This window comes from Streptomyces sp. NPDC033131 (genome assembly GCF_055578365.1).
The window spans coordinates 112500-138323 of record NZ_JBVIPA010000015.1 but is presented as its reverse complement, the minus strand read 5'-3'; the positions used below and the strand labels follow the sequence as shown (position 1 = coordinate 138323).

Sequence of the window (25824 nt, the reverse complement as noted above, 5' to 3'; positions counted from 1 at the left end):
CAGTCATCTGGTAAGTGCCGTCTGGACCCGTGTGCCGAGGAGGTCACCATGCCCCAACCGAACGTGGACGAGTGGCGGGGCGAGGTCCGGCAGTGGCTGACCGCGACCCTCCACCCCCGACGGGCAGCGGAGACCACCGGTCACACCGCCGCCGATCTCGCCGTGTTCCACAACCTCACGGACGAGGAGGAGCGACAGCTGCTCGACCGCTGCCGCGCCTACCAACGCGCCCGGCACGAGGCCGGCTACCAGGCCCTCACCCTCCCCGAGGAGAACGGCGGCCAGGGTCTGACCGCCGCCCACGCGGCCCTCTTCGCACAGGAGGAGTCGGCGTTCGACGTCCCGCCGTCCACCGAGCTGATCAGCGTCACCGTGCGGCTGGTCGCCATGTCGGTCTCCCTGTTCGGGACTCCGGAGCAGCGCGAGACCTACGCCCGCGCCTTCCTCCGTACCGACCTGCTGGCCTGCCAGCTCTTCAGCGAACCCGGCGCCGGCTCCGATCTGGCCGCCCTGCGCACCCGCGCCCGGCGCGAGGGCGAGGAGTGGGTGATCGACGGCCAGAAGGTGTGGACCTCGGGCGCCCAGTTCGCCGAGTACGGCCTGCTGCTCGCCCGTACCGACCCGGACGTCGTCAAACAGGCCGGCATCACCGCCTTCCTGGTCCCCATGGACAGCCCGGGTGTGGAGATCCGCCCGATCCGCCAGATGAGCGGCGGCGCCTCCTTCAACGAGGTGTTCCTCAGCGGCGTACGCGTCCCCGACGGACTGCGGATCGGACGCCCCGGCCAGGGCTGGGAAGTCGCCAACGCCACCCTCGCCTTCGAGCGCACCGCCTCCGGCTCCGGAAACCGGCGCAAGGGCGGCACCTTCGACGACGTACTCGCCCTCGCCCGCTCGCTGAACCGGACCGGGGACCCGCTGGTGCGCCAGCGGCTCGCCGACCTGTACGTGCGCAGCGCGCTGCGCGCCGCCACCGTGGACCGCGTCGCCCGGGCGAGCGCGGCCGGCGGACGGCCGGGACCCGAGGCCTCACTGACCAAGCTCATGGCCTCCGATCTGCTCACCCGCACCGGACAGGTGGCCGCCGAACTGATGGGCGCCCGCATCAGCGCCGACACCGGCGAGCCCGGCACCTTCGCCTGGACCGAGCACCTGCTCGGCGCTCCCGGCTACCGGCTGGCCGGAGGCACCGACCAGATCCAGCGCAACCTGATCGGCGAGCGGGTGCTGAAGCTGCCGGGGGAGCCGCGGGTCGACAAGGTGCCGTTCTCCGAACTGTCCGGCAACTGAGCCGCGGGTGGACGCCACCCGCAACGGCGAACACCCGAAACAGCGAACCCCCGCCGCAGCGGACACGCGCAACCAGCGACATCCGCAACGAGCGGCATCCGCAACAAAGACACCCGCAACGACCGAGGAGTGACATCGATGGATCTGGGACTGACAGGTGCGAACGCGCTGGTGACCGGTGCGAGCCGGGGCATCGGCCGGGCCATTGCGGGAACCCTCGCCGCCGAGGGCTGCGCCCTGGCGCTGTGCGCCCGCGGTGAGGAGGCGCTGGCCAAGGCCGCCGCCGAACTGCGCGCCGAGGGAGCGACCGTGTTCGCCGAGCCGGTCGACGTCACCGACCCGGCCGCCCTCGCGGGCTTCGTGGAGCGGGCGGCCGCCGAACTCGGCGGACTGGACCTGCTGGTGTCCAACGTCTCGGCGGGCAACGTCAAGGGCCCCGAGTCGTGGGAGGCCAGCCTGCGCGGCGACCTGATCCCGTTCGCGACACTCGTCGAGGCGGCCCTGCCGTATCTGGAGGCCTCCGACCGGGCCGCCGTCGTGGCCATCGGCACCACCAACGCCTCCGACACCGCCCGCCCGGCCGGAGCCAACTCGTACTCCGCCCTGAAGGCCGCCGTCGTCCAGCACGCGTCCGCCCTCGCCCACGCCCTCGCCCCGAAGGGCATCCGGGTCAACACCGTCTCGCCCGGCCCCATCGACTTCCCCGGCGGCGCCTGGGAGACCATCCGCACCAGCCGCCCGGAGGTGTACGAAGAGGTCCTCGCCAAGCTGCCGATCGGCCGCTACGGCACCGCGGAGGACGTGGCCGCGGCAGTGGCGTTCCTGCTGGGCCGTACCGGCTCCTTCTGCGTCGGAGTCAACCTCGTGGTGGACGGCGGGCTGCTCACCCGCGTCCAGTACTGAGCCCGTGGCGGGCCCGGCCGGCCGCCTGGACGCCGTGCTGGTCTGCGGCGGGAGGTGGCACGACTTCGACTACGCGCGGCTGAGGCTGCTTCAGATGCTGGGTGAGCACCCCCGGGTGCGCACCACCGTCCATCAGGACTACGACTGCCTGCCGGCACTGGAGCAGGCCGACCTGCTGGTCACCTACACCTGCGATGTGCGGCCCCGCCCGTCCCAACGGGACGCGCTGGCACGGTTCGTGGCGCGGGGTGGGCGCTGGCTCGCCCTGCACGGCACCAACTCGGTGATCGAGGCGCCGGCCGACGGTGGGCCGAGGGTCTTCACGACGCCCCGGCTCCTCGGGGAACTGGCCGGAGTGCTCGGCAGCCAGTTCCTGGCCCACCCGCCGATCGAGCCGTACGAGGTACGGGTGACCCGGCCGGAGCATCCGCTGGTCGCCGGTGTCGAGCCGTTCACGGTGACTGACGAGCTGTACGTGTGCGAGCTGCACGGGGAGCTGGAGGTGCTGCTCCACGCCGAGTACACGGGGCCGTGCCGCGGGTTCGCCGAGGGGGACTCGGCCGCGCTCGACGAGGCGCCCCGTCCTGTCCTGTACCTGAAGCGGCACGGGCAGGGCGAGGTCTGTTACTTCACTCTCGGGCATTGCCGTGGCCGGTACGACGTGCAGGACCTGGGCGTGGACGACACCGGGCGGGTGGACCCGGGACCCTGGGAGACACCGGAGTTCCTGACGGTGCTCGGGCGCTGCGTGGAGCGGATGGTGGGCGAGCGGCCGCAGCCCTAGCCTTTCGCCCCCGCCGCCCCTTCCCGACCTTGAGGGCTCCGCTCCCAAACCCCCGCTCCTCAAACGCCGGAGGGGCTGATTTCCAGCCCGTCCGGCGTTTGAGGACGAGGCCGTTCAGGCCGAAGCGGGGGTCTGGGGGCGCAGCCCCCAGGGACGGAACGGGAAGGGGCGGCGGGGGCGAGGAAGCCGCCACAACCGCCCCCGTTCACCCGTGCGGCAGCACCACCGCACGGCCGTTGATCTTCCCCGCGTGCAGGCGCTCGTACGCCAGCGGGGCGTCCTCGATCGAGAAGGTCTCCACGTGCGAGGAGACACGTCCCCGCCGCGCGAGTTCGAGCACGTCGATGAGTTCACCCCGGCTGCCCCAGTAGGGCGCGGAGGCGGACACCTCGAAGGGCAGACCACCGCCGAAGCCCACCGCGAGCGTGCCGCCCCCGATGCCGACGACGGTCACATCGCCCTCCATCGCCACCGCCGCGGCGGCCACCGCGAGCGTCGCCGCGGCCCCCACGAAGTCCAGCACCACCTCGGCTCCGATGCCGCCGGTCAGCTCCCGCACCCGAGCCGCCGCCTCGCCGTCGGAGAGGAGCGTCTCGTGCGCGCCGACGGCCTGCGCGAGTTCCAGCTTCTCCTTGCTGACGTCGAGCGCGACCACCCGGGCCGGCGTCAGGGCACGCAACAGCTGTACCGCGAGATGGCCCAGGCCGCCGACGCCGATCACCACCGCCGTACTGCCCGGCACGAGCTTGGGCAGGGACGTGCGGACCGCGTGGTACGGAGTCAGGCCGGCGTCCGTGAGCGGGGCGGCCTGAACCGGGTCCAGCCCGTTCAGCGGCACCAGATGGCGCGGCGAGTCCACCACCATGTACTCCGCGAGAGCGCCCGGCGAGCCGAGCCCGGGCGGCATGATGCCGAGGCCGGCGGCGTGCGGGCAGCAGTTCTCCTTGCCCTCGGCGCACTTGCGGCAGCGGCCACAGCCCCACGGGCCGTACACCGCCACCTCCTCGCCCTCGGACACCCCGGTGGCCCCGCTGCCCAGGGCCGCGACGATGCCGACGCCCTCGTGACCGAGCGTCATCGGCAGCGGGTAGGGGAACTGTTCCTCCGGCCAGCTCATGACCGCCAGGTCCGAGTGGCACAGCCCGGCTGCCGTCACCTTCAGGAGCACCTGGCCCGGTCCCGGCTCGGGCATCGCGACCTCGACGACCTCCGGGGCGCTGCCCACGGAGCGGTACTGAATCGCCTTCATGTCAGGACTCCTGGTCCGGGGCGGGCACTCTGGGAGCCTCGGCGACGGCACCCGGCTTGCGACGGCGAAGCACGGCCGGCAGTGCGATCCGTCCGCCCGTGAGGACGAGCGCGACGATCAGGACCGAGCCGGTGAACAGGCTGGCGGCCCACTGTGCGCTGGTGGCGAGCCCGAGCCCGGTGATGCCGGTGCCGAGCAGGAGCACCGCGATCACCGTTCCCCAGGCGTTGAAGCGGCCCGCGCGCAGTTGGGTCGCACCGACGAAGGCCGCCGCGTAGGCCGACAGCAGGTACGGCGTTCCCGCGGTCGGCGATCCGGATCCCACGGAGGACACGAAGACGACTCCGGCGAGACCGGAGAGCAGCGCGGACGCCACCAGGGTCAGGAATCGCAGCCGGTCGGTGCGTACGCCCTGCAGCCGTGCCGCGTCCGCGTTGAAGCCGGTCGCGTACAACCGGCGTCCGGTGGCGGTGTGTTCCAGGAGGAACCAGATGGCCGTCGCGGCGAGGACCAGATACAGCACCGGCAGCGTGATGCCGCCCGCGTCGAGCTGGGCGATGCTCGCGAACGGCTTGGCCAGCAGCTTCACGCCGGTGATGGAGCTGTCGTTGGTGACCATGGTGATCAGGGACTGGATCAGTGCGCCGGTGGCCAGAGTCGCGATGAACGAGTCGACCCGCAGCACCACGACCACGATTCCGTTGATCAGCCCGATCAGCAGGGCGGCGGTCATCGCCAGGGCGATCGCGATGCCGGCGCCGAGACCGGAGGTGACCATGAAGTAGGCGGTCAGCACACTGGTGAGGGACATGGTGAAGGCGACCGACAGGTCGAAGACGCGTGCGGCCAGCGGAAGGACGACGCTGAGCGCGACCAGCCCGGCGACGGCGTTGCCGTTGAGGACCTGCTTGACCGTGGTGACGGTCGGGAACGTGTCCGGCGCCCACACGGAGAAGAGCACGGCGATCAGCAGCCACACGTAGACGGCGCCGATGTTCCGGAAGGACAGGGCGGCCACTGCGCGCCGGCCCAGTGCGCCCGGTGCCGCCGCGGCGGACACCGCGGGGACGTCCGGTCCGGTCGGCCGGAGCTCCGCGGCCCGGGTCGGGGTGGATGTCATGTCACTCGGTTCCTTCCATGGCGTGGACCAGCGCGGGCTCGGTGATGTCCGGGCCGCTGATCTCCCGTACGATCCGGCCGTCCCGTATCACCAGGACGCGGGTGCACAGCGCGAGCAGGTCCTCGGTGTCGGAGGAGGACACGATCACGCCCATGCCGGCGTCGGCCTGACGTTCGATCAGGTCGTACAGCTGGAGGCGGGTGGCGATGTCGACGCCCGCCGTGGGTTCGCAGAGCACGAGCACCGGCGGCTGCTGGGCCAGGCAGCGGGCCATGACGACCTTCTGCTGGTTGCCGCCGCTCAGCGTGGTGATCCGGGCCCCGCGGCCGGCCGTGCGCACGCCCACCCGCTTGATCCATTCCTCGGCGAGCGAGGATTCGCGGCGCCGGTGCAGTCGTCCGGCCCGGGCACGCAGCCGGTCGAGCAGCGGGAGGGTGAGGTTCTCCCCTACGGAGAAGTCGCCGATGACGCCCTCGCCCGCCCGGTCCGCCGGGACCAGCGGGATACCGAGCCCACCGGCGTCCTTGACGCCGGCCCACCGCTGGGAGCGCTCCGGCAACCGCACCTTGCCGCGCACCGGGCCGGTGTACGCCCCGCACACCGCGTACGGCACGACTTCGTGGCCGGAGCCCACCAGACCGGTGATGCCCAGCCGTTCCCCCTTGGCCAGGGTGAAGCCGATGCCGCGCAACGGACCGGCCCACAGGTCGCGGACCTGCAGGACGGGCTCGGCGGCGGCGGAAGGCAGCCGCGGCCGGTAGGTGGTCTCCATCTCCTCGCCCGCCATCAGTTCCGCCAGCGAGCGGGGGGTGAGTTCGGCGACCCGGCGGGTGGCGATCCGGCGTCCGCCGCGGATCACGGTGACCCGGTCGGCCAGCGCGAAGATCTCGTCCATGCGGTGCGAGACGTACAGGACGCTGGCCCCGGTGGCACGGATCTCCCGCACGATGTCGAAGAGCCGGGCCACCTCGCCGGGCGGCAGCACGGCGGTCGGCTCGTCGAGGACCAGGACGCCGCGGCGGCCCTCCCAGCCCTGCAGGGCGGCGGCGATGGCCACCACCGCGCGTTGGACGGGCGTGGCCGTCGACAGGGGCCGGCGTACGTCGATGCCGAGGCCGAACCGTTCGACCAGCGCGGTCGTCCGGCGTTCCATCTCCGACCAGCGGATGTTGCCGAGAGCCGTGCGGGCGAAGCCGCGGCTCAGGGCGAGATTGTCGGTGGCGCTCAGCTCGCCCACCAGTCCCAGCTCCTGGTGGACGAAGCGGAGCCGGTCGTGCCGGGAACCGGTGACCTGGCCCAGGCCGAACGGCTCGCCGTCGAGTTCGGCGACCGCCCCGGGCTCGGCGTGGTGGTAACCGGCGAGGATCTTGATGAGAGTGGACTTGCCGGAGCCGTTGGGCCCGATCAGCGCGTGGATCTCGCCGGGGGCGATGTCCAGGTCGACGTCCTCGAGCGCCTGGGTGCCGCCGAATCGCTTCGACAGCCCGGACACCCGCAGTACGGGTCGGTCGCTCTCATCGGTACCGGCCGACCCCCGCGTGGTCTCCTGTGACGTGTCAGCGTGCACCGCTGCTCCCTTCGTCGAATGGCGCCGCCGCCGGCACGTCGCCGGCGGCGGGGGCCGGGTCGGTCAGTTCAGACCCCAGAGCGCCTTGAACTGCGCCTGGTAGTCCTCGACGAGCGGGAAGTCGTCGAGAGTGGCGACGAGGTTGTCCTTGGTGATCAGCATGTTGGGCAGCACGGCCTTCTGGTTCACGTCCATGGGCTGGCCGGTGAAGTGGCGGGCCAGCGCGTCGACCTGGAGCCAGGCGGTTTCGTGGGAGTTCAGGGCCATCGCACCGTGGCTGAGGCCGCTCTCGATGTACTGGTAGTTCTGCGCGTCACCCACGTTCACGGCGATGCGCTTGTCGGTCACACCGGCGGTCTTCAGCGCGGTCGGCACACCCACGTTGAGCAGGCCGAGCGAGAAGACGATGTGGGTCACCTTCGGGTGCGAGCGGACGTACGAGACCACACGGTCGGGCATGTCCTTGCCGATCGCGGTGATCGGCACGTCGACGGTGTCGAGCGCGCAGCCCTCGCACCACTCCTTGTACTGGGCGGCGAACGAGTCCTTGACGGGCTTGAGGATGCTGTAGGTGGGCAGGTCGAAGTAGACGGTGTTGGCCTTGGCGCCGCTGTCGGACACCACCCACGAGGCGAGCATCTCGCCCTGGACGCCGACGTCCTTCGGCCCGTTGTTGAGCAGTTCGATCCCGTCGCCCACCACGTCGTCGGCGTTCGACTGGATGACCGGGATACCCGCCGCCTCCAGCTTCGCCAGCTGCTTCGCGTACACCGCGCGCGGGAATCCGGAGGCGACGACGGCGTCCGGCTTGTTGCGCAGTGCGTGCTCGTAGGCGGCCTGGACGGACTCCGGCGTGCCCTGGGTGGGGAGCAGCTCGACCTTCCAGCCGAGCTGGTTGGCCCCGGCGGTGAAGAACTTGGCCAGGTCGCTGCAGGACTGCACGCCGCACAGGATGAAGTCGATCTTCTTTCCCGTGGGGATCGGCTTGCCCACCGGTTCGGTGACCGGGATCTTGTCCGGACGCTTGGAGTACTTGGCCAGGGCTGTCCGGGCCGCGGTCAGGCCGGGGGAGTCTGAGGTCGCTTTGGCGGAGTCGGCGGCCGGAGTCGTGCCGGTGCCGCCGCAGGCCCCCAGGGCGAGCAGGGCGGAGACGGAGACGATCGCGGTGAGCGCGCGACGGACCGCGCGTCCGGGTCTGGAACTCATCGTTGAGTACTCCCGTGGTGTGGCGCCTGCGCTGCGGCGGCACGCGACGCTCCCGCGTCCGCGGCGGCCGGCTGTGTGCAGGCGGATTCTGTGCCGCCCATGCCGGGACGGCACGCTCAGGTGATCGAGCGGGCAGTGGGATCGCCGTCGTGGGGTACGACGCGGGCCGCCGAGGCAGGCGGGCGGCGCTGTGACCGGGACGTGACGAACGCTGCCCCAGGCCGGAGAGAAACTTGTGAGGCTCTACAGCCTCGGGTGCGACGGAGTGTGGCACGCGCTGTCGGGCTTGGGGAGGGGTCGGTCGTAACAAATTGGAGAGGGGCCCTGTCGATCCCCTGGATGCGGGGTTCCGTGGCGTCCGGGCGGAGCCGCGAGTATTGCTCCGAGCCCTGACCAATAACTACACTCACTCTAAAGTTTCTGGCTGAGGAGAGAAGATGGACGAAACGTCGGAGTTGGGCACGGCGCGGTGTCCCGGACCCAGCGTCCAGGACTACCTCGACCGGGACAGCCGACCGGTTCCCCCCGCCTTGAGGTACGTCAACAACGACTACCTCGGCAGCGAGGACATCGACACCACCCGCTTCACCTCCCGCGAATGGGCCGAGCGCGAGATGAGCCAGGTGTGGCGTCGCGTGTGGCAGTTCGCCTGCCTGGAGAGCGAGATCCCCGAGGTCGGCGACCACGAGGTCTACGAGATCGGCGACGACTCACTGATCATCGTGCGCACGGCGCCGGACGAGATCCGCGCGTACGTCAACGCCTGCCTGCACCGCGGCCGCAAACTGCGCACCGGCGGCGGCAACGTCGGCGAGTTCCGCTGCCCCTTCCACGGCTTTGCCTGGAACCTCGACGGCACGATGCAGACCCCGCCCTGCGCCTGGGACTTCCCCCATGTCACCCCGGAGAAGTTCGCGCTTCCCGAGGCCAAGGTGGCCACCTGGCGCGGCTTCGTCTTCATCAACATGGATCCGTACGCGGAGCCGTTCGAAAGCTACTGCGGCACCTTCGACGAGTACTACATCTGGCCCCTGCAGGACCGCTACAAGTCGCTGCACGTCGCCAAGGTGCTGCCCTGCAACTGGAAGATCGCCCAGGACGCGTTCATCGAGTCCTTCCACGTGATCGCCACGCACCCGCAGATGCTGCCCTGGCTCGCCGACGCCAACTCCCAGTACGACGTCATGGCGGACCAGCCCAACTGGAACCGCATGATCAACATCCAGGGCGCCCCCAGCCCGCACGTGGCCGACTCGGTCACGGAGGAGGACGTCCTGGAGACGTTCTACGGCTCGCGCGCGTTCTACGCGGCTGCCCAGGGCCGTGACCTGGTGATCCAGGAGGGGGGCGAGCTGCCCGCGATCCCGGCCGGCAGCACCGCCCGCCAGGTCCTCGCCGACCGGATGCGCGAACAACTGGCCGCCACCTCGCACCAGGACTTCTCGCAGACCGCCGACACCGAGCTGATGGACGCCATCAACTACCTGCTGTTCCCCAACTTCAACCCCTGGGGCGGCGCCAAGTCCAACATCATCTACCGGTTCAAGCCGAACGGCCTCGACCCCGACTCCTGCACCGCCGAGATCATCTTCATGTCGGCCCCGAAGACGCCCGGCGAGATGCCGCCCCCGGTCAAGATCCGCTGGGTGCCGGAGGACGTGCTCTTCGCGGACATCCCCGAACTCGGCGTTCTCGGACCGGTCTTCGACCAGGACTGCGAGAACCTCCCGTACGTCCAGCAGGGACTGAAGACGATGCGCAAGCCGGGCATCACCCTGGCCAACTACCAGGAGAGCCGCATCCGCCACTTCAACCAGACGCTCGACCAGTGGATGAGCAAGTGACCGAGACCCACCGGGTGGCGGTCCGGCCCCTGGGAGTCGAGCTGGAGGTGCGGGACGGCGAGGACCTGTTCAGCGCCGCCCAGCGGCTCGGCTACCGCTGGCCCACCGTCTGCGGGGGCAAGGCCACCTGCCGCACCTGCTTCGTGGAGGTCGAGGAAGGCGCCGAGAACTGTTCGCCCGTGGGCCCGCTGGAGCGCGAGGGCATCGAAGCCCTGCGCAAGCCGGTGGACGGCCTGACCCGGCTCGCCTGCCGGCTCCGGGTCGAGGGCCCGGTGACCGTGACCAAACGCGGCGTACGCCGCAGACCGCAGGAGTGAGCCGTGAGTGCCAAGCAAGTGACCCATCCGCTGACCGGGCAGGTGTACCGGCTCACCGAGGACGGGCTCGTGGAGGTGACCGACCCCAAGACCGGGGCGCAGGGCATCTTCGACTTCCAGGCCCGCTGGCAGTCCGGCGAACTGCGCCACGCCGACCTCCAGATGGCCGGCTGGGTCGGCCGCCTCGCCCAGCGGCGCGGCGCCCGACCGCCGGAGGCGTGAGCCGGTGCCGCCCCGTACCACCCGGATGGTCTGCCTGGTGCGCCGGCCCGAGGGAGAGCCGGCCCTCGGGGACTTCGCCGTCGAGGAGCGCCCGCTCCCGCCGCTCGGCGAGGGGCAGCTGCTCGTCCGCAACCTCTACATGAGCGTCGACCCGTCGATGCGCGGGAGGCTGGAGAGCACCGAGAAGCACTACACGCACAACTTCACCCCCGGATCACCGCTGGACGGCCGGGCCCTCGGCGTCGTGGAGGAGAGCCGCTGCCCCTCCGTGCCGCCGGGCACGTTCGTACGCCACCAGCTCGGCTGGCGGGAGTGGGCCGTCCTCGACCCGGCCGACACCGACGCCGCGGGCCGCATCGACCCGGAACTCGCCCCGCTGCCCACCTGGTTGGGGCTGCTCGGACAGACCGGCTTCACCGCCTACGTCGGGCTCGCGCGGATCGCCGGGGTGCGGCCCGGCGACACCGTCCTCGTGTCGGCGGCTGCCGGGGCCGTGGGCACCGCCGCCGGACAGTTCGCCCGGCTGCTGGGCGCCGAGTACGTCATCGGGACGGCCGGTGGACCGGACAAGTGCGCCCTGCTGGTCAAGGAGTTCGGCTACGACGCCGCCGCCGACTACCGCGCCGGGCCGGTGCGCGACGCCCTGTCACGGCTGGCGCCCGACGGCGTCGACGTCTACTTCGACAACGTCGGCGGCGAGCAACTGGCCGCAGCCCTGCACGCGTTGCGGACGGGCGGCCGTGTCGCTCTGTGCGGCATGATGTCGCAGTTCGGCGGCGAGCGGCGGTCCACCGACATCAACCAGCTGATCCAGGCGGTCCTCAAAAGGCTCACCCTGCGCGGCTTCATCGTCCGCGACCACGAGGATCTGCGGCCGGAGTTCGAGAGCCGCGTCGCCGACTGGCTGCGCTCGGGCCGCGTCACCGCCCGCGAGACGGTGACGGACGGCCTGGACGGCGCGGCACAGGCCCTGCTGTCCCTGCTGGCCGGTGGCAACGTCGGCAAGATGCTGGTCCGGCTGGCCGAGGATCCGTACAGCCGCTTGCGCGCGTAGCGGGCGTGGGCAGACGCAGGATCCCCCGTCACGCACGACGGGTGACCGACGGCTCTCACCTGCCCCAGATCCTCCGGTACGCCTCGCGGTAGCCGGGCGGGTCCCAGGTCGTCGCTCCGCCGCTGTTGGCGGCCGTGGAGATGTGGACCGGGGCGACGTATCCACTGGCGGGCTCACCGGCGAAGGCGCGGTTGAACTCGTCGACGATCTGCCAGCCCTGTTCGGCGAGCGGTTCCGGGACGGTGGCGGCCTGGAACTGCTCGCTGTTGATGCGCTGGAAGGCCGACGGGTCGCCGTCTCCGGCGCCGATGTTGAAGGGGGGACCGGAGCCCTTCCTGCCGGCCTCGCGCAGGGCGGGCGCCGCGTCGGCGAAGTAGAGGTCGTTGATGGCCACGGAGTGCGTCCACCTGCTGCCGAAGCGGGAGATGAGGGAGGAGACCTCCTGGGGGGTGCGGCTGCTCGCGTCCGGGATGGGGATGTTCTCGGACGCCAGGAGACGCACGTCGGCACAGGTCGCCAGGTGTTTCTCGATCAGTTGGGACTTGTTCCTGGCGAAGGGGATCGAGGCGTCGGTGAAGACGACGACCCCCGCCCGGCCGCCTGAGTGCGCGATGACCCAGTCGGCGCTGATCTGCGCCACGTCCTCGACCTGGGTCGTGACGTTGGTGAACAGCTTGGGCTCCCTGCTCGGTCCGGGGGAGCCGACGGCATGCCAGCCGATGAGCGGGATGCCCGCCGCGTCGGCCCGCGCGAGCTGGGCCGATGTCGCGTTGGGGTCGAAGCCGCCGAGGACGATGCCGGAGGGCCTGACGCCGACCGCCTGGCTGAGGGCCGCCTGGATGCCGGCGGGAGTGCCCTGCCCGTCGATGACCCTGACGTTCCAGCCGATCACCTTCGCGGCCTCCCGCAGCCCGCCGGCGACGCCGGCGACTCCCGGGTTGGTCATGGTCTGTGCGACGTAGACGATCGTTTTGTCCGGCACGGCCGCGGGGCCGGTGGTGGGGCCGTTCCAGGAGACGTCCGCCTTCTCGGCCCGCCGGACGGCGGATCTCGCCTCCGCGAGGGCGGCCGGGCAGCCCGCCGTGACCTGCTCGGTGGGGTCTTCCGGGCCGGTGGACGAGCCTCGCTCACACCCGACGACGGTGACGACGACCGTGGTCAGGGCCGCGAGAGCCGGGGCGGTCCTGCGGTACGAGATCACGGGTGCTCCTTGCTGTGGTGACGGCGACGGGCGGAGGCGTCCACAGATCGGGGAGGGACGCGGAGCGGGCCACGGGCTACGGAACGTCCTGGGCCTCCTGGGAGGTGCCCGCCGCCTTGCCGCCCCGACGGCTCGCGGCGGCGCCGGAGCGCAGCCGACGGCGGGCGGAGTACCCGGCGAAGCCGACGGCGAGCAGCAGGGTGGCGCCGTTGAACAGCGGGGTGACCCAGAACTGCGCGCCGAGCTGCCCGATGCCGGCCAGCCCGATGGCGAGGATGGCGACCGCCACGAGGGTGCCCAGGGCGTTGGGGCGGCCGGGTCTGATCGCGGTGGAGCCGAGCAGGGCCCCGACGAAGGCCGGCAGGAGGTAGTCCAGGCCGACACTGGGGTTGCCGATCTGCTGCTGCGCGGCGAGCAGGACGCCGGCGAAGCCGACGATCAGACCGGACAGGGCGAAGGCGTAGACGCTGTAGCGGCGCGTGGGGATGCCGACCAGGTCGGCGGCGCGGGGGTTCGAACCGATGACGTAGAGGTAGCGGCCCAGCGGCAGGCGCTCCAGCAGCAGCCAGAGCACGACGACCAGCCCGAGGACGTAGAACGCGGGCACCGGCAGACCGAGGAACGTGGAGTCGTAGAGGTCGGTGAAGGCCGGCGGCAGTCCGTTCGGCCCGGAGACGATACGGGTGCCGCCGGTGACCCAGCCGGTGACGGCGTAGAGCACGCTGCCGGTGCCGAGGGTGGCGATGAAGGAGTCGATCCGGGCGAACTCGACGACGACACCGTTGAGGACGCCGACGACCGCTCCACCGATGATCACCACCGCGCAGGCGAGCGGCCAGGACCAGCCCTCGCCGACGATCAGCTGGAGCACCATGACGTGCGCGAGGCCGAGACCGTACCCGATGGACAGGTCGAACCGGCCGGTGACGATGGGGACCATCGCGCCGAGCGCGAGGAGCGCGGGGACCGACTGGTTGGACAGGATCGAGGAGATGTTGTCGAGCGTGGGGAAGGTGTCGGGCAGTGCCAGGGAGAAGACGAGGAAGAGCAGGACGGCGAGTGCGAGCAGTCCGTACGCGCCGATGAAGTGTCCCGGGGAGTGCCGCGGCCGAGATCGGGGAGCCGGTGACGTGGACGTCGGCCGGGTCGTCCCGTCGCCCGTCGGTTCCCCGCTCATCCGTCCGTCTCCCCTCCGGTGAGGGGCGGCACGGCGGACGCGGTGCGGGTGAGCCTGGTGACGGTGAGGGCTTCGCCGGTCAGCTCGGCGGCCACGGTTCCGCGGACGAACACCAGGGCGCGGTGGCACACGTTCGCGACCTCCTCGAAGTCGGTGGAGATGAGCAGGACGGCGAGCCCGGCGGCCAGTTCCTCGTCCAGCAGGCGGTAGATCTCCGCCTTGGCGCCCACGTCCACGCCGGCCGTCGGCTCCTCGAGGATCAGCAGCCGGCGCTTGCTGTGGAGCCACCGGCCGAGCATGACCTTCTGCTGGTTGCCGCCGGACAGGACGGCGATCGGTGTCTCGCTGTCGTGGGGGTGCACCCGGAAGCGTTCGACGAGAGCCGTGGCCCTGGCGCGCTCGCGCCGGGGGCTGATCCAGCGCGGCCCCGGCAGGCCGTGGGCGCGCGGGTTGGCGAGCAGGTTCTCCCGTACGGTCAGTTCGGCCGCGCACCCCTCCTCCAGCCGGTTGCTGGTCACGAAGCCGACACCGGCACCGACGGCGGCGGCGACCGTACGCGGACCGTAGGGCCGCCCGTCCAGCAGCACGTGCCCGCCCACGAGGGGCCGGACCCCGGCCAGCGCCCTGCCCAGGTCCATGTGTCCGGCTCCGATGAGGCCCACCATGCCCAGGATCTCGCCGGGGCGCAGTCGGAGGTCGACCGGGCCGGCGTGCTCGGTCCGTACACCGTCGAGGCGCAGGACGGCGGGGGCCTCGGGGCCGGGAGCGGCGGCGCCGGGTGGTCGGTGAGCCGGGTCGCGGCCCACGATGTCCTGCACGAGCCGAGCGGCACTGTGGCCGGCGAGCCGGCCCTGGCTGATGATCCGGCCGTCGCGCAGGACGGCGAAGGAGTCGGCGACCTGGTACACCTCGTCGAGCCGGTGGCTGACGTAGACGATGCCGTGCCCCCGGTCGCACAGCTCGCGCAGGACGCGGAAGACACGGGCACAGTCGGCCGCGGGGAGGCTGGCGGTCGGCTCGTCGAGCACGAGGAGTTCCGCACGGGTCGACAGGGCCCGCGCGATGGCGACCAGCGAACGTTCGGCACGGGTCAGGTCGGCGATGCGGGCCTCGGGCGCGAGATGTCCGGCGACGATCTCCAGGGCCTCCCCGCAGCGCCTGCGCGCCGTCCGCCAGGAGATCAGCCCCCGGCGGCGCGGGTAGCCGGTGCCCAGGGCGATGTTCTCGGCGACCGTCATCCACTCGACGAGACCGAGGTCCTGGTGGATGAAGGCCATGTGCCGGGAGGCCGCGGCCGTGCCGAGCGGGTGGCCGGCCACGGTCACCTCGCCCTCGTCGGCGCGATGGACACCGGCGAGCACCTTGATGAGGGTGGACTTCCCGGCCCCGTTGGGACCCAGCAGGGCGAGGACGGCACCGCGCCGGACATCGAGGTCGACCTCGGCAAGCGCGCGAGTACCGCCGAACCGTTTGCCGAGACCCCTGATCCGGACCAGAGGGTCCTGGCCGCGGCCCACGGATCGGCTTGTCGGGGCGTCGGGAGCGTCGTGCACAGACTCTCTCCGGGGATCGGCTTCCGTGTTCCTTCCCGACTGCACCGGATCGGCTCACCTATTCGATGTCGGGAATATCGTCCCAATCTATCCCGGCGACGGTCGGCATTCCCGTAGGGACATCCAGAGCGCACTCGGCCCAGATGACCTTGCCGCCGTCGGTGTAGCGGGTCCCCCATGCCTGAGCGAGCTGGGCGACGAGGAACAGGCCGCGACCGCCCTCGTCGGTGGCGGCCGCATGACGCAGCCGGGGAGCGGTGCTGCTGGTGTCGGAGACCTCGAAGATCAGGGCGCGGCCGTGGATCACGCGTACCTGCAGGGGGCCGCTGGCGTGGCGGATGGCGTTGGTGACCAGCTCGCTGAGCAACAGCTCGGCGGAGAAGACGGCCTCGTCGAGCCCCCAGTCGGTGAGCCGGCGGGTGACGTCGGCGCGCACGCCGGAGACGCGGGCCGGGTCGGCGGGGAGGTCCCAGGTGGCGATCCGGTCGGGGGCGAGGGTCTGGGTGCCGGCGACGAGCAGCGCGATGTCGTCGGCGGGATGGTCGGGCACCACGGCGTCCACCACCGCCTGGCAGGTGTCCTCGGGGGAGGGGCCGGACCGGGCGAGGGCGTCCCGCAGCTGGTCGAGGGCCGTGTCGATGTCGCGGTGGCGGTCTTCGATGAGCCCGTCGGTGTAGAGGACGAGCCGGCTGCCTTCGGGGACGTGGAGCTCGGCGGTCTCGAAGGGCAGGCCGCCCAGCCCGAGGGGCGGTCCGGCCGGCAGGTCGGGAAACGTCACCGTGCCGTCGGGGCGGACCAGCGCGGGTGGGGGGTGGCCGGCGCGTGCCAGGGTGCACAGCTGCGAGGTGGGGTCGTAGATGGCGTACAGGCAGGTGGCGCCGATGATGCCGGTGCCGTCGGTGCCCGGTTCCTCGCCGCCTTCGTCCCGGTCGAGGCGGGCGACGAGGTTGTCGAGCTGGGTGAGGACCTCGTCCGGTGCCAGGTCCAGCTCGGCGAAATTGCGTGCGGCGATACGCAGCCGGCCCATGGTGACGGCGGCGTGCAGGCCGTGGCCGACGACGTCGCCGACGACAAGGGCGACGCGGGTGCCGGACAGGGGGATGACGTCGAACCAGTCGCCGCCCACTCCGGACTCGGCGGGCAGGTAGCGATGGGCGACCTCGACGGCGTCCTGCTCGGGCAGGCGCTGCGGAAGCAGACTGCGCTGCAGGGCCAGGACCATGCCGTGTTCGCGGGTGTAGCGGCGGGCGTTGTCGATGCAGACGGCGGCACGGGTGGTGAGTTCCTGGGCCAGCGAACGGTCGTCGTCCCCGAAGGGGGCGCGCTCTCGCGTGCGGTAGAAGCTGACGATGCCCAGGACGACACCGCGGGCGAGCAGCGGGGCGCTGATGAGGGAGCGCAGCCCGTACGCGAGAAGGTTTCCGGTGTGCTCCGGGCCCTGGGAGAACCGGCCGGCGGTGACCCTCAGGTCGGGTTCCAGTACTGCCTGTCCGTCGGCCAGGCAGCGGAGCTGGGGAGTGGCGGGACGTAGGTGGATCCGTTCGCCGAGCGCCTGGAAGGGGCCGTCGTCGCGGATGCCGTGGATCACCCGGCGGTGCAGGTCGGTGCGGGGATCGGCGGACTCCTCGCCTCGCAGGACCGCCTCGGGCAGGTCGATGGTGACGAAGTCGGCCAGGCGCGGCACGGCCATCTCGGCGAGTTCGCGGGCGGTGCGGGGCAGGTCCAGCGTGGTGCCGATGCGGGCGCTGGCCTCGGACAGCAGCTCCAGGCGCTGCCGTGCCGCGACGGCGTGCATGCCCACGCCCGGTTCGCCCAGCAGCACCAGCCGTCCGCCGGGCACGCCGTCGGTGCCGCTGTCGATGCCGCCCGGCGCGGCCGTGCGGGCGGTCGTGAGCGGCGCCTGCGCCCCGGTCTGCGCGTGAGTGGTCCCGAAGGGCGTGAGGTCGGCCAGGCGTGAGGTCGGCAGGACGGCGGGTGTGACGGCTTCCCGTGCCGCGGCGGCTTCCTGTGCCGGGGGGCCTTCCTGTGCCGGGTGGCCGAGCCGCGCACCCGGGTGCGTGAGTGCCGCGAGCCGTTGCCCCGGTGCGTCGTCGGTGAGGACCGCCTCGACGGCGACCCCCGCCACACCGGTGGCGCTCGTCACGACATGGCTGAGCAGGACGACCCGCCGGCCGTCCGAGAGGGGCACCTCGACGCCGGCCCGCTGGGCCGAGGCGATCAGCTCGGCGGCCTTCTCCGTGAGGACCGTCTGATCACGCCGGTTGAGGCCGCTGTGGACCAGATCCTCCACCGGGACCAGGTGCCCGTCCCCACCCGCCGCGCCGGCCCGCACCCGGCGCCTGGCGTCGAGATACGCGCTCAGCAGCCCACGTTCCCGTGCCGAGTTCTCCGCCAGGAGCCGCCGCTCGATGGCGCCTGCCGCCTCGCGTATCACGGTGTCCATCGCGGGATCCACGTCGGTGCGCGGACAACCGAGGGAGAGGATGCCCTCGACACCTCCGCTGAGCAGATCACGCACGGGGATCGCCGAGCAGGCATTGGCCTGTGAGCGCTCCGCGAAGTGCTCGGCGCCGTAGACCTGGCACAGCCGCCGTTCCGCGAGCGCGATGCCGATGCCGTTGGTTCCGGCGACCTCCTCGGCGAACACGAACCCCGGAACGCTCTGGATGGGGGCGAGTTGCCTGGCCATGGACGCCTCACCGAAGCGGCGCTGCAGCACCGTCCCGTCGGCGTCGGCCAGAGCGACGTTCATGCGGCGGCCCGCGAACCTGGACTGCAGCCAGTCGAGCACCGGACCGGCCGCGTGCACGAGCCGGCTGTCCAGATCGACGTCCTCGCGGAAGGGGAGCTCCGTCTGGTCCGGGGAGAGCCCGAGCAGGACGGAGCGCTGCCAGGAACTGAGGATCAGGTCCCGCACGCCTCCCTCGACCAGTCCGCCCTCCAGGAACCGCTCACGGGCACGTGAAGGACCGATGGAATCCCCCACAAACCCCATGCGGATCACTTCCCTCATCGGACCGTGGTCGGCTGCCGCCCGGTCGCTCGCCGTTCGAGAAGCCGCCCGCTCTCATGTAGATATTAGAACTATGTCCATGAGTAAGCGTGTTTCGCCCATTTGAAGAAAGAATTTGACGGGGGCGGCTAGCGCATGGACCGCGCCGCCGCGACGCTGAAGATCTTCAGGGAGACCCCCACCCGGGTCAGCCCGGACGTGGCCGCGCGGAAGTCCTTGATGTGCGCCGTGGTGAAGTGCTCGTCCAGAGCCTGCTGGGACACCCAGCGCTCGTAGACCCGGATCCGGCGTTCGTCGGAGGGGTCCGCGGCCATGGCGTAGTCCAGACAGCCGGGCTCCTCCTCGCGGGTGCGCTGCCCGACCTCGACGAGATGCCTCAGCATCGTGTCGCGATCCGATGCCTCGTAGTCCATCCAGCCGGCGACGATGATTCCCGCTGCGGCGTCCTCTGCCACGGTGGTTCCTTTCCACGGTCATGCCCGTGGGCCCGCCGCCCTCGGTCAGGAAGGAGCGACGGGCCCGCGGGCCGTTCAGATGGCGAGTGCCGCCGGGACGCTGTCCACGGTGACCGTGCCCTTGGTGCCGTCGACGGTGATCACCATGCCGTCCCGCAGCCGCTGCGTACCGCCTTCGACGGAGATGACGGCCGGGATGCCGAGTTCGCGGCAGACCACGACGGCGTGGCTGTTGAGCGCGCCCACATCCACGACGGCCGCTCCGGCGACCAGGAACAGCGGGGTCCAGGCGGCGTCCGTGATCGGCGCCACCAGTACCTCGCCCGGCTCCAGCGCCTCGCACGAGGCCGGGTCGGAGATCACCCGCACCCTGCCGGTGTAGGTGCCCTGGCTGCCGCCGACGCCGGTCAGCACGGCGCTCTCCTCCGCGGCCGCGATCCCCTCGTCGCTGCGTCGCGGCCAGGTGTCGATCTCGGTCTGCGCGTCCGCCGCGACGAAGAACGGAGGCTCCAGCTCACGCAGACCGGCGTACTCCACGAGCCGCTGGGCGATGACGGGGCCGAAGGACTCCGGGGCGGCGACATAGTCGTCGAGCTCGGTGTCCAGCAGCATCATCACGTCCTCGGGCTCGGCGAAGACTCCCGCCTCGACCCCACGGCGGCCCAGCTCCCGTACCGCCATCCGGATCTCGTTGATGACGGACACACAGTTCGCCTTGGTCCGCTCCCGGGCCGGGATCCACACCTGCGAGGCGTGCATGCCGGCGTCGAACATCGGCTGCGCGTCCTCGGGGAGCGCGGCCCGGATCTCCGCCGCGATCTCCGTACGGCGCTCCGTGAGCCGGCGGTGGCGCTCGGCGGGGGAGTCGTCGTCGGCGCTGTGCCTGATCCGGTCGACCAGGGCCAGCGCCTGGACGGGCGAGGCCTCCCAGGACAGTGCGTGGATGTCCCACTCGTTGGGGCCGCGGTCGCCGGAGTCCGCCAGGAACTCCTCGAAGGAGTCACGGAACGCCTTCACGTCCCCGCTCGCCCCGTCCAGCGCCCGCTGCACCGCGGCCGGTCCCTGGTCGAACAGCGCGGTCAGCTCGGCCGAGGCCACGACCTGCCGGGACAGTGTCCACAGCCCGGTCGAGGGGGAGGCGGAGTCGACGTCGCCGAGTCCGGCGATGAGGTCCAGCATGGTGCCGGGGCGGTCCAGGCTCGCGCACAGCGGACCGAGGATCGCCGGTCCGACGGAGGCGGGCAGCGACGACTCGACATGGCGCTGGAAGGTGATCTCCACGTCGTCGAGCAGCGAGCGGGCGTGTGCCACCAGTTCCGCGTCGGACAGCTGCGCCAGGTCGGGCCGCTCGCGGCGGACGCGACGCAGCCGCTCCTGGTCGGCGTCGGCCTCGGGGAAGTTGGTCTGGCCCAGCATCCGCTGGACGGTCGCACCGGCCTTGGCCGTCAGTTCCCCGTCCTGGTCGTCCGGGTGCGCCACGTACGCCGGGGTGTCGGAGCGCTGGCCGACGAAGGCCGTGTCGATCTGGTCGGCGGTCTGCCCCATGCGGATACCGAACAGCCGCATGTGGGAGAGGTTCAGGTAGAAGTAGCCGCCGAACATCCCGACGAAGGGAGGCCGGGGACCGGTGACCTCCTCCTCGCGGTAGATGCCGAAGCCGACGAAGCCGTTGCGCCAGCCGTGCAGACCGCGCCCCCACACCAGGGACCAGCCCAGCGGGCTGGCCGGCTCGGGCAGGGTCTCGCCAGCGTTGGCGCGGGTGTAGTGGGGCAGACGCTCGCTGCGCTGCCAGTCAGTGATCCAGCTCTTCATGCCGAGCGTCTCCCGCTGTCCGTGCCGGTCCGTACGACTGCGCTGGTTCGTGCTCGTGCGCCTACCACTGGGCCGTACCGCCGTCCACGCTGATCAGCGTGCCGGTGATGCCCGCGCCGTTGTCGCTGGCGAGCAGCGAGGCGACCGCGGCGACCTGCTCCACGGTGGTGATCTGCTTGGTCGCCGCGTGCTCGGCGAAGCGGCCCAGCCACACCTCGTAACTGATGCCCTCGGCCTCGGCAGCGGCGGGGCCCGCGGCCCGCATCAGGTCGGTGTCGACGGCGCCGGGGCAGATCGCGTTGCAGGTGATGCCCTGGGTGCCGTACTCGAAGGCGGTCGCCTTGGTCAGGCCGTGGATGGCGTGCTTGTTGGTGATGTAGTGGCTGATCGCCGGCTTGTTGGCCTGCTTGCCCTCGACCGAGGAGATGTTGATGATGCGGCCCCAGCCGCCCTCCAGCATCTTCGCCAGCGCACGGCGGGTGCCGTAGAAGTAGGCGTTGAGGTTCAGGTTGAGGGCGTCGTGCCAGGCCTCGTCGCTGAGCTGGTGGACGGGGGCGAAGCCCGAGGTGCCGCCGACGTTGTTGACCCAGATGTCGAGCCGGCCGAAGCGCTCCGCGGCGAAGTCCGCGAGGGCCTCGATGTCCTCCTGGCTGTTGGCGTCGCAGGGGTGGAAGACGGCCCGGTCCCCGGCGTCGAGCTCCTCCAGGGCCTGCTTGCCCTTGAGCTCGGAACGGCCGCTGATGACGACCGTGGCGCCCTGGGCCAGGAAGGCCTCGGCGATGGCCCGTCCGATGCTGCGTGTGCTGCCCGTGATCACCGCGACACGTCCGTCGAGGCTGCCCGTAGCCACCATGTTGTTCTCCTGCGTGTCTGGTTGGTTGGTCACCTGGCGGCTCTTGCTGTGTTGTCCAGGTGCGCGTGAACGGTGCGGTGGAAGTGCTGGAGTCCGGGCTCGTTGCGTCCGAAGACGAAGTCGGTCCCGTTCAGGGCCGCAAGCCCCTGCTGGACTCCGTAGGTGGTCGCGTAGTCCTCGTCGCGGACCACCTCGTAGAACCACTCGCCGAACTTGTCGGCGGCGTGCCGCTCCTCCTCGGTCACCGCCGGATCGCGCAGCAGGATGATCTGCTGGGTGACCGACTCGGTGGCCGTCCGGGGGAGTACCAGGGAGACGGCGATCTTGTTGCGCCAGCCTCCGGCTATGGCGAGCCCGGGGTAGAGCCAGTAGATGGCTCCTACGCACTCTCCCGGGTCGCGCTGGTCCGGGGGCAGCTCGACCGCCTGCGCGATCGGTCGCAGCGCCGCCGAGAGGCGCTGGTGGGGGCCCCAGGTGTCGTGGGCCATCATGTTGGAGAGGTTCGTCTCGAACACCGTCTTCGGGTGCAGCGAGGCGAAGTGGTACGTCTCCAGATAGCCGTCGAGCGTGACCTTCCAGTTGGGACTGGTCAGCTCCTTGGTCCCGTGGTGGTGGCAGTCCGCGAGGCGCATCCCCTCGAGGAGCGGCTGCAGGTCACCCAGCCACTCGTCGAGGTCGGGTTCGGCCGCCGGGTCCAGTGAGACGAAGACGATGCCGGCGCGCTCCCCGACCGGGAGCCGCAACAGGCTGCGTCCCGCGCGTGACACATCGCCGAAGGTCTTCTCGGCGTACACGCCCCGCAGCTCCCCGGCCAGGTCGTACGACCAGGAGTGGTACGGGCAGGTCAGCCGCTTCGACACACCGCAGCCGGGCTCGATGATCTTGGCCCCGCGGTGCCGGCAGGCGTTGATCATCGCGTGCACGACGCCTTGCCGGTCCCTGGTGATCAGGACCGGAACGCCGAGCACGTCCATCGCCTTGTAGGTGTTCGGCCCGGGCAGCTCGGCCGACATCGCGAGCGGAAGGGGAACGGTCCGGTGGACCGCGTCCATCTCCCGCTGCCAGCGGTCGGCGTCGTAGTAGTTGGCGACGGGTTCCGTCCACTGGCCGTCCGCCTCGTGCGTCGTGTTCGCGCGGTAGTGCTCCATCACGCGCTCGACGAGCTCGGCGGCTTCCCGCCGCATCGCCACGGACGCGGCGCCGGTCGACCGGTCCTGGCTGATCCACGAGGAGTATTCCGGCGCCGGAGGTGGCTGACGATCGGCGTCTGCCGCCCGGATCTCCGGTGAACTGGTCTGGACCACGGTGTCCTCACAATCCTCCCAGCCGCGAGCTGATGTAGGGCTGATGCCGCGGCGGCTGGGCTGTGAGCGACACGACAACAGGGGTAAGTGTTGTCTGTCAATAGAAAGTGCGGAAGTGGCAGCTCAGTGCCTCGCAGGTCACATCGCCTTCGCCCGGGACAAAAGGGTCCAGACATGAGGCGATCTTTCTATTGACCGGCTCCAGTTGCCGGAGTGTGATGGCCGCACACTCGACGGAGAGACGGTGCGATGGCCGACGACATGACCGATCCGGGGCCCGCGGTGCGGGCGCGCATGACCGAGCCGTTCGAGGCGGGAGTCGTCGTACGGGACCTGGAGCTGATGGAGCGCTTCTATCGCGAGGTGCTCGGCTGTGTCGAGGTGCACCGCTCCCGCGTCCCGGCGTCCATCGGCATCCCGGCAGGGCTCGGCGACGAACTGCTCGTCGTCTGGCTCCAGGTGCCCTCCGGGGGCACCGTCAAGCTGATCCGGCCTCGGTTCGCCCCGGCTCCCGTCCAGTCCGCCCTGTCGCTGACCGCGCGCCGGGGGCTGTCGTACCTGACCTTCCATCTGGACGACATGGACCCGCTCGTGACGGCTCTGGCGGCCGGGGGTGCCCGGCCGCTCTCGGACCCGGTCGTGGTGTGGGCGCGAGGTCGCCGGATCAGCTTCTGGGCGGATCCGGAGGGCAACGCGCTGGAGCTGGTCGACCAGCGCGGAGGGGTTCGGAAGACGGTCGGCTCGGGCCGTAGTAATTAGAGAACCTCTTCAGTAAGGTGCCCCTGCTGGTTACTGTAGACCGGCACAACAAAGTCCGATTGCTGTGATCACCTCGCTCGGGGCGAAGGGGCGGACGATGGCTCAAAGGGCATCGAAGAAGTCGGCCGATCCGGTCGCGAACCAGGCATCCGCGCAGGTCATCAGGGATCTGCACGAGCGCATGGTGCGCATCCGCCTGTTCGAGACCGAAGCCGGAAAACTCATGGAAGCCGGCAAGCTGCCGGGCTTCCTCCACCTCTATGTGGGTCAGGAGGCCGTTGCCGCGGGTGTGATGGCAGCCCTCCGCGACGACGACCAGATCACCTCGACGCACCGGGGCCACGGCCACGCCGTGGCCAAGGGCGTCAGCTTCAAGCACATGTACTCCGAGTTGTACGGCCGCGTCACCGGCGCCTGCCTCGGCCGCGGCGGCAGCATGCACATCAACGACGTCACCCTCGGCATGCTCGGCGCCAACGGCATCGTCGGCGCCGGCATCCCGATCGCCGTCGGCGCCGCCTTCGCCGCCCAGTACAGGGGCGAGGACAACATCGCCGTCACCTTCTTCGGCGACGGCGCCACCAACATCGGCAGCTTCCACGAGGGCGCCAACATGGCCGCGATCCTGCGCCTGCCGGTGCTGTTCATCTGCGAGAACAACGGCTACGCCGAGTTCACCCCGCAGTCGAAGCACATGCTGATCACCGACGTCGCCGACCGGGCCGCGTCCTACGGCATGCCCAGTGTGATCGTCGATGGCATGGACGCGCTCGCCGTCCACGAGGCCACCCTCGAAGCCGTCGCCCGCGCCCGGGCCGGCGAGGGCCCCATGTTCATCGAGGCCAAGACCTACCGCTACTACGACCACCAGGGCGTCAAGGGACTGCGTCACCCCTACCGCTCGGACGCGGAGGTCGAGGAGTGGAAGGCCCGCGACGCGATCGACCTGCTGGAGACCCGGGCCATCGCCGACGGCACCGCCACCCGCGCCGAGCTGGACGACACCTGGCAGCGCACCCGCGACGAGATCGCCGAGGCCATCGCCTACGCCGAGGCCAGCCCGCTGCCCGACACCGCTGACCTGCTCCTCAACGTCTACTCGGGATGAGCGCCATGACCACCATCACCGAAGCTCCGGCCCCCGCTCCGAACGGCACGGGCCGCAAGCTCAGCTACGTCAAGGCCTTCAACGAGGGCCTGGCGCAGGTCATGCGCGAGGACGAGAACGTCTTCGTCGCCGGCGAGGACGTCGCCGGTTACGGCGGTGTCTTCCGCATGTTCGACAACCTGCTCGACGAGTTCGGCCCCCGCCGCATGATCGACACCCCGATCTCCGAGGCCGCGCTCGTCGGCCTGGGCGTCGGCGCCGCCGCCCGGGGACTGCGCCCCGTCGTCGACCTGATGTTCATGGACTTCATCGGCGTCTGCCTGGACCAGATCGTCAACCAGGCCGCCAAGATGAAGTACATGTTCGGCGGCTCCGTCTCGGTGCCGCTCACCATCACCACCGCCTCCGGCGCGGGCCTCGGCGCCGCCGCGCAGCACAGCCAGAGCCTGGAGGCATGGCTCGCGCACGTGCCCGGCCTCAAGGTCGTGATGCCGTGCGACGCCTACACGGCCAAGGGCCTGACCGTCTCCGCGATCCGGGACAACAACCCGGTCGTCGTCATGCTCAACAAGGTCCTGCTGGGCAGCAAGAGCGAGGTGCCCGAGGAGATCTACGGCATCCCGCTCGGCCAGGCCCACACCGCGCGGCAGGGATCCGACGTCACCGTCATCGCCCTGGGCCGCATGGTGGGCGAGGCGCTCGCGGCGGCCGAGGAACTGGCAGCCGAAGGCATCGAGGTCGAGGTCATCGACCCGCGCACCGTGCAGCCGCTGGACACCGAGACGATGATCGCCTCCGTGCGCCGCACCAACCGGGTCCTCGTCGTCCACGAGGCCGTCACCTTCGGCGGGCTCGGCGGGGAGATCGCCGCCCAGATCCAGGACGCGGCCTTCGACTACCTGGACGCTCCTGTCCTGCGCATCGGCGCGCCCTTCTCCCCGGTGCCGTTCTCCCCGGTGCTGGAGAAGGCCTACGTGCCCGACCAGGCCCGCATCGTGCGGGGCTGCCGTCGTCTCCTGGAAAGGTCGTGACG

The 25824-nt window shown here is 71.1% G+C and carries 22 protein-coding genes; 10 read left to right on the top strand and 12 right to left on the bottom strand.

Features of this window, described 5'->3' with window-relative positions:
- Nucleotides 1-48 precede the first annotated feature (48 nt).
- The 3 genes from ACZ5XS_RS20935 (at nt 49) to ACZ5XS_RS20925 (ending at nt 2977) form a co-directional block, all read left to right on the top strand.
- Nucleotides 49-1290: an acyl-CoA dehydrogenase family protein gene (locus ACZ5XS_RS20935; RefSeq protein ID WP_468653385.1), complete on the top strand. Its 1242-nt coding sequence runs from the start codon at nt 49-51 to the stop codon at nt 1288-1290.
- A gap of 138 nt (nt 1291-1428) precedes the next feature.
- Nucleotides 1429-2193: an SDR family NAD(P)-dependent oxidoreductase gene (locus tag ACZ5XS_RS20930; protein ID WP_468653383.1), complete on the top strand. Its 765-nt coding sequence runs from the start codon at nt 1429-1431 to the stop codon at nt 2191-2193.
- Between the two features lie 4 nt (nt 2194-2197).
- Nucleotides 2198-2977 (top strand): ThuA domain-containing protein, encoded by a 780-nt coding sequence (locus ACZ5XS_RS20925; RefSeq protein WP_468653381.1) that lies wholly within the window; start codon nt 2198-2200, stop codon nt 2975-2977.
- Between the two features lie 205 nt (nt 2978-3182).
- Here the strand turns inward: ACZ5XS_RS20925 and ACZ5XS_RS20920 are convergent, their stop codons facing one another.
- The 4 genes from ACZ5XS_RS20920 to ACZ5XS_RS20905 all read right to left on the bottom strand — a co-directional run bounded on the left by ACZ5XS_RS20920 (nt 3183) and on the right by ACZ5XS_RS20905 (nt 8119).
- Complete coding sequence (locus ACZ5XS_RS20920) at nt 3183-4226, bottom strand: NAD(P)-dependent alcohol dehydrogenase (protein WP_468653379.1); 1044 nt, start codon at nt 4224-4226, stop codon at nt 3183-3185.
- 1 nt (nt 4227) lies between these two features.
- On the bottom strand, nt 4228-5346 hold the full coding sequence (locus tag ACZ5XS_RS20915; protein ID WP_468653377.1) for an ABC transporter permease: 1119 nt from the start codon (nt 5344-5346) through the stop codon (nt 4228-4230).
- A 1-nt stretch (nt 5347) separates the two neighbouring features.
- Nucleotides 5348-6913 (bottom strand): sugar ABC transporter ATP-binding protein, encoded by a 1566-nt coding sequence (locus ACZ5XS_RS20910; protein WP_468653375.1) that lies wholly within the window; start codon nt 6911-6913, stop codon nt 5348-5350.
- A 63-nt stretch (nt 6914-6976) separates the two neighbouring features.
- On the bottom strand, nt 6977-8119 hold the full coding sequence (locus ACZ5XS_RS20905) for a substrate-binding domain-containing protein (protein ID WP_468653373.1): 1143 nt from the start codon (nt 8117-8119) through the stop codon (nt 6977-6979).
- A 437-nt stretch (nt 8120-8556) separates the two neighbouring features.
- Here ACZ5XS_RS20905 and ACZ5XS_RS20900 point away from each other — a divergent pair, with 437 nt between their 5' ends.
- The 4 genes from ACZ5XS_RS20900 to ACZ5XS_RS20885 are packed head-to-tail and all read left to right on the top strand — an operon-like array spanning nt 8557 to nt 11556.
- The gene (locus tag ACZ5XS_RS20900) at nt 8557-9963 is read left to right on the top strand and encodes an aromatic ring-hydroxylating oxygenase subunit alpha (protein WP_468653371.1); all 1407 of its coding nucleotides are present in this window, start codon (nt 8557-8559) and stop codon (nt 9961-9963) included.
- Nucleotides 9960-10280, top strand: a complete 321-nt coding sequence (locus tag ACZ5XS_RS20895; protein ID WP_468653369.1) for a 2Fe-2S iron-sulfur cluster-binding protein — start codon at nt 9960-9962, stop codon at nt 10278-10280. Before ACZ5XS_RS20900 ends, ACZ5XS_RS20895 begins: the two co-directional genes overlap by 4 nt.
- Nucleotides 10281-10283: 3 nt before the next feature.
- Nucleotides 10284-10502: a transposase gene (locus ACZ5XS_RS20890; protein WP_468653367.1), complete on the top strand. Its 219-nt coding sequence runs from the start codon at nt 10284-10286 to the stop codon at nt 10500-10502.
- Between the two features lie 4 nt (nt 10503-10506).
- The gene (locus tag ACZ5XS_RS20885; protein WP_468653365.1) at nt 10507-11556 is read left to right on the top strand and encodes an NADP-dependent oxidoreductase; all 1050 of its coding nucleotides are present in this window, start codon (nt 10507-10509) and stop codon (nt 11554-11556) included.
- Between the two features lie 55 nt (nt 11557-11611).
- Here the strand turns inward: ACZ5XS_RS20885 and ACZ5XS_RS20880 are convergent, their stop codons facing one another.
- The 8 genes from ACZ5XS_RS20880 to ACZ5XS_RS20845 all read right to left on the bottom strand — a co-directional run bounded on the left by ACZ5XS_RS20880 (nt 11612) and on the right by ACZ5XS_RS20845 (nt 22924).
- Entirely contained in the window at nt 11612-12754 is a 1143-nt protein-coding gene (locus ACZ5XS_RS20880) for a substrate-binding domain-containing protein (RefSeq protein WP_468653494.1), read from the bottom strand.
- Between the two features lie 79 nt (nt 12755-12833).
- Nucleotides 12834-13934, bottom strand: a complete 1101-nt coding sequence (locus ACZ5XS_RS20875) for an ABC transporter permease (RefSeq protein WP_468653363.1) — start codon at nt 13932-13934, stop codon at nt 12834-12836.
- Nucleotides 13931-15487: a sugar ABC transporter ATP-binding protein gene (locus ACZ5XS_RS20870; RefSeq protein WP_468653361.1), complete on the bottom strand. Its 1557-nt coding sequence runs from the start codon at nt 15485-15487 to the stop codon at nt 13931-13933. Before ACZ5XS_RS20870 ends, ACZ5XS_RS20875 begins: the two co-directional genes overlap by 4 nt.
- 58 nt (nt 15488-15545) lie before the next feature.
- Nucleotides 15546-18500 carry a SpoIIE family protein phosphatase gene (locus ACZ5XS_RS20865; RefSeq protein WP_468653359.1) on the bottom strand — a complete coding sequence of 985 codons (2955 nt, stop codon included), beginning with the start codon at nt 18498-18500 and terminating at the stop codon, nt 15546-15548.
- 128 nt (nt 18501-18628) lie between these two features.
- Nucleotides 18629-18955 (bottom strand): putative quinol monooxygenase, encoded by a 327-nt coding sequence (locus ACZ5XS_RS20860; protein WP_468653357.1) that lies wholly within the window; start codon nt 18953-18955, stop codon nt 18629-18631.
- A gap of 75 nt (nt 18956-19030) precedes the next feature.
- Nucleotides 19031-20767 (bottom strand): PEP-utilizing enzyme, encoded by a 1737-nt coding sequence (locus tag ACZ5XS_RS20855; protein WP_468653356.1) that lies wholly within the window; start codon nt 20765-20767, stop codon nt 19031-19033.
- A 61-nt stretch (nt 20768-20828) separates the two neighbouring features.
- Nucleotides 20829-21653: an SDR family NAD(P)-dependent oxidoreductase gene (locus ACZ5XS_RS20850; RefSeq protein WP_468653354.1), complete on the bottom strand. Its 825-nt coding sequence runs from the start codon at nt 21651-21653 to the stop codon at nt 20829-20831.
- On the bottom strand, nt 21650-22924 hold the full coding sequence (locus tag ACZ5XS_RS20845) for an aromatic ring-hydroxylating oxygenase subunit alpha (RefSeq protein WP_468653352.1): 1275 nt from the start codon (nt 22922-22924) through the stop codon (nt 21650-21652). Before ACZ5XS_RS20845 ends, ACZ5XS_RS20850 begins: the two co-directional genes overlap by 4 nt.
- 249 nt (nt 22925-23173) lie before the next feature.
- Here ACZ5XS_RS20845 and ACZ5XS_RS20840 point away from each other — a divergent pair, with 249 nt between their 5' ends.
- The 3 genes from ACZ5XS_RS20840 to ACZ5XS_RS20830 all read left to right on the top strand — a co-directional run bounded on the left by ACZ5XS_RS20840 (nt 23174) and on the right by ACZ5XS_RS20830 (nt 25822).
- Nucleotides 23174-23683 (top strand): VOC family protein, encoded by a 510-nt coding sequence (locus ACZ5XS_RS20840; RefSeq protein WP_468653350.1) that lies wholly within the window; start codon nt 23174-23176, stop codon nt 23681-23683.
- Nucleotides 23684-23780: 97 nt separating this feature from the next.
- A complete protein-coding gene (locus ACZ5XS_RS20835) occupies nt 23781-24791 on the top strand; it encodes a thiamine pyrophosphate-dependent dehydrogenase E1 component subunit alpha (protein WP_468653348.1) in 1011 nt (336 codons plus the stop codon).
- 5 nt (nt 24792-24796) lie between these two features.
- Nucleotides 24797-25822, top strand: a complete 1026-nt coding sequence (locus ACZ5XS_RS20830) for an alpha-ketoacid dehydrogenase subunit beta (protein ID WP_468653346.1) — start codon at nt 24797-24799, stop codon at nt 25820-25822.
- Nucleotides 25823-25824 lie beyond the last annotated feature (2 nt).